The sequence below is a fragment of the Thermotalea metallivorans genome, assembly GCF_001562415.1.
Taxonomy (GTDB): domain Bacteria; phylum Bacillota; class Clostridia; order Peptostreptococcales; family Thermotaleaceae; genus Thermotalea; species Thermotalea metallivorans.
This window is the reverse complement of the sequence record NZ_LOEE01000069.1, coordinates 1-9855: the sequence shown is the minus strand read 5'-3', so window position 1 is coordinate 9855 and position 9855 is coordinate 1. Positions and strand designations below refer to the sequence as shown.

Below are 9855 nucleotides of genomic sequence, written 5' to 3'. Positions count from 1 at the left end.
CAGGTCACCCTTGCCCATCCAGTTTTATACATAAATGAGCATTATATCCATGTGGCAAGTTTTGAGAAATGTGAAATTCTAAGAAAAAGCAAGCAATTAAGAGAATTCGTTAGATTATAGAGGGAGGTTGTATAGATAATGTCCAGGAAGTTATTGAGTCACTCCCTAGATTAAAAGCCTCACCATTTACCTCTACACTCACTGTTGCTGATCCATTGTTGAGTGTGGCAGGATTAGGTGTACCAGTACCCCAACATGTTACATAAGGATTTAATGTATCCGGCCCTTTATAATAAATATCTAGGGTATGTTCCCCTTCTATCCCCCACACATTAACAGGGTTTTCATTACGTCTTGTCCCACTATTGTCATATATCCAATATTTGAATGTATAAGTGGGTATTTCAGGTATAGGTATAACATTGTTTTTATTAAATTCTAGTTCTCTTGTTTCACTCTCTTTGATTTTCTGTTTAGATATTTCATCATAGTAGTTGATAGTTAGCTTGCTTTTACTTACTGGCTCGTAGGTAACTATAATAGGCACGTAGTTTCTATAAACCTTTACATTAGAACCTTTTTTTGTATAGGCCAATGTATGAACCGGATCTGGTACATCCGGTGTTATTCCCCACAAGGAAATCCCTGCTTTAATTTGCACTACCCCTTCTTTATTTAGCAATTCTTCTTTATTTCCTAATTGAATATTCTTTGCTTTATAAATTTTAATATCTGCATCACTTATCTCTGTCCATCTTTGAAGATTTGCGGGTTTTATAGCATCCGGGTCATATACTTGAATGTCCTTAATTTTATATTGGTCTATCGACACTGACGGAAACTGATATTGAGCAAAAGTTGATTGCGCTCCATTCGCTAAAGTAGCACGTTCAGTAGCAGATTTATCATATAGCCATTTTCCTGTGGTTGGATCTTGCCAATACTCAAAATATGCCACAATTAGTATTGGTGCATCACCGGCAGCAGCGTGAACAGATCTGATTTGTGAAAAAGGAATAAAAATCTGCATAAGCATAGCAAGTATTACCGCTAAACATAGGCTCTTTTTTGATATTTTCAATTTTTTCCCTCCTTTTAATTAAAGCAATGTTAAGGTATTTCTTAACATTGCTTACCAGCTATTTAAATGGATTTTCTATCATCAATACATCTTTACTGTCCTCATGTCTTAACATGATATATTTCATATTTGTCATTCTAATCTTGCTGAAGTCCTTGCCATCAAAAGTCCAATCTAAAATATCATCCACATAGAAGGTTCCTGTAAATTTTGAATCCTTAGTTATTTCACTATTACCATGAAAACCTATGATATCACTATCCGGAAATTTTTTCGCAATTACATCTCGAAGATCTTCATCAAATCCCATAAAACTTCTAAATCTATACTGGTCTTTAGTATCTATAAATCCACTTCTAAGGTATACCCCTGCCGTATCTTTAACTGGTATACCTTGTATGTAGAATTTATAGTGACCATTAAAATCTGGAGTCTTATCATAGTCAAAACCTGTAATAATAAAGTCCCCTACCTTTATTGGAAAATCAGTTGCTTTAGCAAAATAATATTTATCTACATTCTCTAAATAAACATTGAATGGGCCTTTTATTTTTACTTCATTTGCATTTTTGCTAGGAAACTCCGTCATTTCACTGTATTCCTTCACTGGTACTACTACTGGCGGTTGTGTTGGGGGTACAGTACCATTCTCCATAATCTCAATCATTTTTGTAATCATAGTTGATGCTTCTGCTCTTGTTGCCTTACCATTAGGCTGAAAAGTATTGTCGGGGTACCCGTTGATGATCTTATTTTCACTGGCTATGATGATATATCCCTTATCTTTTGCTTTTATGCTCTTATCATCTGCAAATTTTGTTGCCTGATTTGCCTTTTCTTTTGCTTCGGCATCCAAGCCCATAGCTCTTACGATCATTTTTGCCATCTCTATTCTTGTGATTTTTTCATTAGGGGAATACTTTGTACCGTATTCGGATTTGTCTATAATCCCCTTCGCAACTAATGTATGAATTTCTTTTCCTGCCCAGTGGTTATTGGTATCGGTAAAGCTGTTTCCGTCTATAAGGTCAAGTTGAAAAGCTTTTCGGATAACCGTAGAAAATTCTGCTCTTGTAATGGTATTGTCAGGTCTAAAAGTATTATCTTCATAGCCTTTGATAACACCCAATTCTATGAGTTTGTTGACGGTTACTTCTGCCCAATGATTGCCCATATCTATAAATTTCTTTGCTAAATTCATTGGATTTGCTGATACTGGCACGATAAATAAAATCAAAATTAAGATTAACAAAATGGGAATTGTTTTTTTCATGTTGAATTCTCCTTTCTTTTAGCAAAATAATTATATATTTATTATACTACTATATAGTAATATTATCAATATATATTTATTATTTTATTTCGTTTTTTCCAATAAGCTCTATGAGTTTTTGAAAAATTATAGGGTCATATTTTTTAATCTCGTTTTTCATGATTGTTATGGTATCTTCAATGGAAAATGCCTGCTTATAGTTTCTTTGAGATCGTATGGCATGGTAAGCGTCTGCAACTGCTACAATTCTGGCTAAAATAGGAATAGCATTTCCTGTTAATCCGTCAGGATATCCGCTGCCGTCAAATCTTTCATGGTGATATAATAATGCTTCACAAATATCCTTTGGGAAGTTGAGCCTGTGTGCTGTTCTATAGGAATGGTACGGATGATTTTTTATAATATTTTGTTCGTGTTCAGATAAATTAGCTTTCCCGCTTTTTAATATCGTGTCGGACATTTCTATTTTTCCTATGTCATGTAAAATACCGGCAATGTATGCCCAGTATCTATAAACAATGTCCATCTGTAATTCTTGTGCCAGTAAAAAAGAAATATTTGCCACACCTTCCGAGTGTTCGGCAGTTTCTTTATCCCTGCATTTTAATGCTTCATGCAAAGTCCTTGTTTTTACAAGTAAATTTGCCATACTTTCCAATGTATCGATTTTTATATTTGTATTCACAAGAGCATATTCCATTTATTTTTCCTCCTTTGAAGCAGGACTAATCTTCCCAATAAATCGACTTAAAAAAGTTTTTTTATCTTTTGTTTTTTCACCTTTAATAAAATAGTCTGCTAGTATATCAAAGTGACTTATAATATTTTCGGAAGCAGAATTTACGACGGAAGCATGTCCTTCCCATGTGCTTTTAATGCTATTGCTGTCATAACCTACCTTAAAAATCTTTTGATTATCGATTTTCCAAGGAACATCTTTTTCTAGCAAGTATAAAATATCCGTATAGGATGGGTAAGAAAGATTTTCGTATTTATTTAAAACTATAATAATTTTTTCAAAAGGAATTGCATTGGCCAATAACCTTTGAATTGTTTTTTTTGTAGATTCCAAAGATAAATAATCTATTCCTGTTACAATACAGACAGAATCTACAAATCGAAATAAATATATATCTTCTTCGCTTAAATAATCGCGAAAAGCATAATCTAAAATAGAAAAATCCATTTCACTTCTCAAGGTATCAATGACAGGGATCATTTCTTGGATACTAATTTTTTCATGTATTTCTCTGTTGCTTGGTTTGTTCGTTAAAAGATATATACTGTCCTTGTCCCCCGTAACATAGGCTACGTCTGCAATGCTTTTATTGCCTAATTTCAAAGCATTGGACAAACTGTTTATTTTTTCTTTTTCTGTTTTTTCGTCAATAAAAAAATATTGGAATAGGCTTTGATTTTTAAAATCCAAATCGCATATTCCAACTTTTTTATTTCTTTTTTCAATCATATAAGCAAGATTTGTAGCTACATAGCTTGCTCCACTTCTATTCGGAGAGAAAAAAAGAACAAGATGTTTATCCTTTTCCTTAACAATAGTGGTTTTTGATTTAATGATTTCTTTTTCAATTATTTTTACTTCCACAATTTCTTCTTTATAGTCAAACTTTTTCTTTTTTGGTACATGGTCCGGTTCCATTTCTGTTTTTTCTTTATCAGCGTCTAGGGGTTTCTTTGCTTCTTTTTTTGTTTGTAAGGATAAATCTTCTTTCCTTTCTGTATCGAGAATATTTTGAGTAAAAAGGTATTTTTCATTGTCCTTGAGTTTTTTATCAATATCTAAAAGCCATTTTTTCAAATCATCTATATCAAATTGTCCGTTTTGAGGGAAATGGAAATTTTGAATGTTTAACTTGATCAGCTCATTGAGAAAATCAATTTGTTTCTCTTTTTCTGCTGATAAAATCATGATAAATTTTGAATCCAAGCTAAATTTTGCGGTTTTTAAATTTTGCAATAAATTGCCGTAGCCCACATAATGGCCTGTGCTAATGTCTATTTTTGTATAATCTGCATTATCAAAGATTAATACAAAATCAGGACTGCTAGATTGGTTTGCTACAGCCCAATGGGCAAAAGACGAAAAAGTATAATCATGTCCTACTACCTTTATTTCAATGGGTTCTCCGTTATGCTCTGTAATCTCTGTTTCTATTTCCTTGATAATATTCTTCTAGCTTGCAGGTGCAACTAAATGAAGTGTATATCTTTTCAAAAAAAGATCCCCCTTTTTTCTACATTTTTTCTACGATTGTGGCTATGGCCACCACAAGAGGTTTAGCAAAAATAATAATGGTTAGTCCTAAGGTTGACAAAAAGAACATGGTTATTGAAGATTTAAAAAAGAATTTTAGGTTTTCATATAAATATGCTAATAACCAGCAAATAAAAGATAGTCCATAAGTAATGGGCAGCCATTTCATACCTGTTGCTCTTGCGGTTGCTAAGAGTCTTTTTTCAATGAATTCTAGTTTTGACATATCTTCTGTAGGTGTGTCTATTTCAGACTGTTGTTCTTCATTTGCTTTGTTATCTTGCTTTAAATCTTGCAATTCATTATTATTTATCTTTTCTTTTTCTTGTATTTCTTTTAATTGATCTGCCATAGTCTTGTTAGATTGTTCTTCTATTCTTTTTAAAGTGGATCCTTCGTTCCCGTCTGCATATACATAATTTGTAACTAATGATAAAAAAGATAAAGCAATAAGAAAAATTCCAATGGCTAAAATTAAAATAAAAATATTTTTAGTATACATACATTTCTTCCTTTCTGTTTATTTTTTGAGAGATATTTTTATTTCGTTTTTTCCTTCTAACTGAATAACTAAAGTATCTGCCTTGTTAATATGATTAAAGAATACAGTATATTTTCTACTTTTCAAAGCAGGTATTTTTGAAGGTAATTTAGAAATCCCGGATCGGGATTTTATTTTATTCTCTTTGATTGCATATATATCTTGAATATGAATGTCTGTGCTGTTTTTGTTATTTAGTGCTATTATATAGGCAGTACCGGTTTCGAGGATATATTCTTTTTCAACAGTTGCTGAAATACTAGGAAAGAAAAGATGATCCTTCTTTGATTTGTTTATGCGATTTATTTCAACAATCCCAATATCTGCAATGTTTCCGTTGGAAAATACGGTGAAGGTTTTTTCCAAATAATCTCCACCGCCTGTATTTTTTTCCTCATACTCTGCTTCAAAATCGAAAATTTCAGCAAAGGCAATATAATTTTTTCCTACAACATAGAAATCGTTGATAATACTAGTTTTGGGATATTTTGTTTTAAAGCGATAGTTGTTTTTAAATTCCTCAAAAAAATAATGGAAATCTTTTTTATACTGTTCATCAAGCATTTCATAGGCTTTTTCATATTCTTTATTACTTAATAGGGATACAAATCTTTCTATAGTTTCACTGGCAAAATTGTATTCTTTTAAATTATCCATATATTTTTTCTCATATTCTGTTGTATATTGCTTATCAATCTGTTCTAATAGTTTTTTTTCTTCTTTTGTCATATATGTTTGAGGTTTTGTTTTATATTTTTCATATAAAGGCAAAATGATAAGAAGTACAATTGCAACAACAATGATTGATATACCTATAATTTTTCTTGCCATAAAGCTGCATCTCCCCCCTTAATCTCCTACAAAGGATACAGGCACTCTGCGGAAGTATTTGAATTTAGATGGGGCATTTCCATTGTATCTTTCGGATGTGTTGTTATAAGTAATAACAACCCTGCCTGCTGGACGATCGCCGGTTTTCCATGCTCTACCCCCTGCATGGATAAACATTTTTTTGCCGTTTTTTTCACCGATATAAATTCCAACATGTCCTCCTCCTAAAAGGCCATAAAAACCAAGATCTCCCGGACGTAATTCACTTTCTTTAATAGGTTTTGTATTTAGCCATTGAGATACTGTTCCACCACCTTTTCCTACGGTTTTTCCTATCATCTGATAATAAACCCAGTCAACAAAGCCGGAACAGTCAAGGCCATATAATTGGGCAGTACCGGTTGCCCAGTTTCCGCCGGCAGTTACTACTTTATATTTTCCCCAGTTGGGGTTAATGCCTTTTTGAGGATATTTGCCTCCCCAAAAATAAGGCAAATCCAGTAAAGATGTTGCTGTTCTTATAAGGTCAGCCCTAGTCCAATTTCCCTGGATTGTAGGAAGGTTAATATGAATATCTAATTCTGCCATCTCATTATCAAGAAAGTTTATGCTGTCAAAGTCATATTCATCATTTTCAAGGTTATAAGCCATATGAATAATGAATTCTATATCACTTTCTTTTGCAATTTTGTTTTGATTTAGATAGTCCCTTAACCTTTGGTAAGGAGTGCCGGTATGTTTTACAGAGTCTAGTAAAGGTACTTGTAGATGGTATTTTATATTTCTGATTTTGCTTGAATTTTGTTGCGTCTTATAGGTATCTATCATCATGTCATAATATTTTTTGTATTTTTCAGGAATATTGCTGGAATTATGATTATATGTTGCAATAGTTTTTCCGTTTAGAGTTATTTGCACAGAATAAGCAGAAATACGAATATCATAGACTTTCCAATCATAATTTATAATATTTTTATATGTATCAGCCATAAGGAGTAGATCACGATTCTTTTCCCAAGAATCACTATTTGTTTCCCATTCCCATCCGTATACAGGACTTCCATCTTCATCACGATCTATAATAGTCCATACCTTTTCTTCCCATGTTTTTTCATATGTTTCTTTGGTGTGCAGCCATTGGTATTTTGTTTTTAAGGCTTCATAATGTTTTTCAGGAATGGGCATAAATTTGTTATCGGTTTTCCCCAAAACTCTATCTAGGGAAGCAAGTATTCCCCATTGTAGCTTATGAGGTTCTGCTTGTTCTATTTGCTCTTGAGTCATGGTATATATACCGTTTCTTTTCTGAATTTCACTAACTTCTTTGATATATTGATTTGTAACGGTTTCATATCTTTTCAGTAGTTCCTTATCTTTTTCAAAATTCCAATTTCCGTTATTGCCCCAGCTAAAAATAGCTACAAACTTTGAATTTAATTTTTCAGACATATGTTGAGAAACGTATTTAGGCATGATAAACACAACAGTATAAACGGATAAAGCAACCAATATGATTAATAATAAAGGCATTATTATGGGCAGGGTCATCAGAATCAGTTTTTTTACTGCCAGCTTTATCATGGCAAAAATATTTTTAGCAATTTTTTTGCCGATTTTCTTTGCTATATTAACACCTGAATGACTCATCTGTTCGGTATAATCCTGTAGAAAATCCTCGTGCTGATATTCTGTCAAAAAGAGTCCCTCCTTTTTTGCAATGAAATAAAAAATGTTTTGTCATATACCTAAAAAATTTATTGCTGTGGGCTTTTAATTTCGCTGTAGGCAAATTTTTTGATACATATACAACTTTACCTACGGTCAAATATAAATCGTTCGTTATAAGTAAAATAAAAGGCTCGTTTTTCGTATAAAGTCTTTCTATAAAAAATAAAAAAACCTGACCAAAGTCAGGTTTACCAGCCTAAGAATTTATCACGTATCTCTATATACCAAACAAAGAAACGAAGAGCATGTAAAGCAAACAACATAATAACTGCAGCAACTATTGTTATACATATAAACAAAGCATAAAGAATTATTCCGGGGATTAATGTAGCTAGGCCCAATTTTATAAAAAACTCTAATACTTTTTCGAATATTTCTTCTGCCATTACCTTTTATCACTTCCTTTATTGCTTTACAACAAAATCTACTGCCTTTATTATATCTTCTTCGATAATTACAGCTAAATCCTTTTCGTTTGTTTTGTATAGACGCAAATTTTGTTCTTTTTCTATCCTTTCAACCAAATTTCGGATCAAGCGGCCATTTTCGTGTTTAGCTCTTTCCAATAATCGATCTATTTGTTTTTCTAATTCTAAAGCAGCATTAGCTGTTAGGTTATATTTTTTGTTTTTCAGCATTCTTTTTGCAATAGCAACTAATTCTTTTTTGCTATAGTTTGGAAAATGGAAAGTATAAGGGATTCTTGATTTTAGACCGCTATTTGATTGTAAAAATTCTTCCATTTCTTTTTCATATCCTGCAAAGATTATTACTAAATCTTCTCTTTCATCTTCCATCATTTTTACCAATGTGTCAATGGCTTCCTGTTCAAACCCGTTGGATTTCGGTTTTAAAGAGTAGGCTTCATCTATAAAAAGAACACCGCCCTTTGCTCTTTGGATCAGCTCTTTTGTCTTAATGGCTGTATGACCTACATATTGAGCGATCAGACTTTCTCGGTCTGCTTCTACCAACTTATTTTCTGAAATATAGCCTAAGCCATATAATAGTTTGGCCATGATTCTTGCGACAGTAGTTTTAGATGTACCGGCATTTCCTAAAAACAGCATATGCAAGGTTCCTTTATCTTGTTTTAGCCCGGCTTTCTTTTTCTTTTTCATCATTTCCATGTTGGCCAAAAATATTTTGATTTCTTCTTTTAGAGTTTCAAGTCCTATGAGATTGTTGAGTTCTTTTAACCCTTCTTCGTAATATTTTTTCTTCGGCTTTGACCCAAAGAAATCATCCTCGTCATTTGCCGGCTTTCTAATTTGAGAAAGAATTTCATCCTGTTTTTTATCGTCTGCTGTTTCAAAAACACTTTTATCTCCTATAAAAAATTTAGAACAGCGATAAGAAGGAAAATTTCTAAAAAGCATTATGCCTAATTCTTCGTTCCAAGGTCTGGGTGTTTTTAAAAGAGATGTTGTATTTTTAACATATGTTAAGGTTTTTGTATTGTTGATAAAAGATGAAAACCAATATTTGATAAAAAACATATGGGGCAGCAGTAGAAAAATATGTTTTGTTAAGCTGAAGCTGCCTTTAATCATTGTCCAGATTGATCCACTCCTTACTTTTGCGACGATAAAGTCATTGATTGCAATTATTTGTTCTAGGTATTTTTCCTTCATAAAATAGAAAAGAACGCCTAAGAAAATCAGGGAATATAGTGATGCAAAGAAAGTGGACCATAGAAACTCTATTTTTTTTCTGCTGGTTTTAAACTGAATTTCTGCCAAAAATCTTTCTGAAAAGTAGAGATTGGCAAGAACAATCAACATATTGGTGAAAAAATGAAGCATTCCTCCTTCTGGACGGGTATTGTAGTTTATATAGTAATAAAGTGTTCCCATGTTAATGCCTAGAAACAAAAGGCTTATTAAAAAATCATAAAAATGAAAAACAAACATATGCAACACCACCTAGCAAAAATAATTAATGATATTTATATTATATCACCATATAGTTATATTTAAAATATATTTTTAATGTTTTTTATCTCATATTCCGCTGAATACATCATAACTTTTTCATAATTTAATTCAGAACTTTTAAATTATGATGCACCTCTGATGTAGATGTTCTCAGGAATCCCTAAATAGCGCAAAATTGTTTTGACGTTAGGA

The 9855-nt window shown here is 32.2% G+C and carries 9 protein-coding genes; all 9 read right to left on the bottom strand.

Features of this window, described 5'->3' with window-relative positions; genetic code table 11:
- Window positions 1-109: 109 nt before the first annotated feature.
- Entirely contained in the window at window positions 110-1081 is a 972-nt protein-coding gene (locus AN619_RS13515; RefSeq protein ID WP_068557800.1) for a ubiquitin-activating E1 family protein, read from the bottom strand.
- A 58-nt stretch (window positions 1082-1139) separates the two neighbouring features.
- Window positions 1140-2354 (bottom strand): S-layer homology domain-containing protein, encoded by a 1215-nt coding sequence (locus tag AN619_RS13510; RefSeq protein ID WP_068557799.1) that lies wholly within the window; start codon window positions 2352-2354, stop codon window positions 1140-1142.
- Window positions 2355-2433: 79 nt separating this feature from the next.
- A complete protein-coding gene (locus AN619_RS13505; protein ID WP_068557798.1) occupies window positions 2434-3054 on the bottom strand; it encodes an HD-GYP domain-containing protein in 621 nt (206 codons plus the stop codon).
- Window positions 3055-4347: a P-loop NTPase family protein gene (locus tag AN619_RS13500; protein ID WP_157065023.1), complete on the bottom strand. Its 1293-nt coding sequence runs from the start codon at window positions 4345-4347 to the stop codon at window positions 3055-3057.
- 259 nt (window positions 4348-4606) lie between these two features.
- A complete protein-coding gene (locus AN619_RS13495) occupies window positions 4607-5128 on the bottom strand; it encodes a coiled-coil domain-containing protein (RefSeq protein WP_068557796.1) in 522 nt (173 codons plus the stop codon).
- 18 nt (window positions 5129-5146) lie between these two features.
- A complete protein-coding gene (locus AN619_RS13490; protein ID WP_068557795.1) occupies window positions 5147-5998 on the bottom strand; it encodes a hypothetical protein in 852 nt (283 codons plus the stop codon).
- 18 nt (window positions 5999-6016) lie between these two features.
- Window positions 6017-7693, bottom strand: a complete 1677-nt coding sequence (locus tag AN619_RS13485; protein WP_068557794.1) for a C40 family peptidase — start codon at window positions 7691-7693, stop codon at window positions 6017-6019.
- A gap of 221 nt (window positions 7694-7914) precedes the next feature.
- Window positions 7915-8112 (bottom strand): hypothetical protein, encoded by a 198-nt coding sequence (locus AN619_RS13480; protein ID WP_068557793.1) that lies wholly within the window; start codon window positions 8110-8112, stop codon window positions 7915-7917.
- Between the two features lie 18 nt (window positions 8113-8130).
- The gene (locus AN619_RS13475; RefSeq protein WP_198153320.1) at window positions 8131-9225 is read right to left on the bottom strand and encodes an AAA family ATPase; all 1095 of its coding nucleotides are present in this window, start codon (window positions 9223-9225) and stop codon (window positions 8131-8133) included.
- Window positions 9226-9855: the final 630 nt, after the last annotated feature.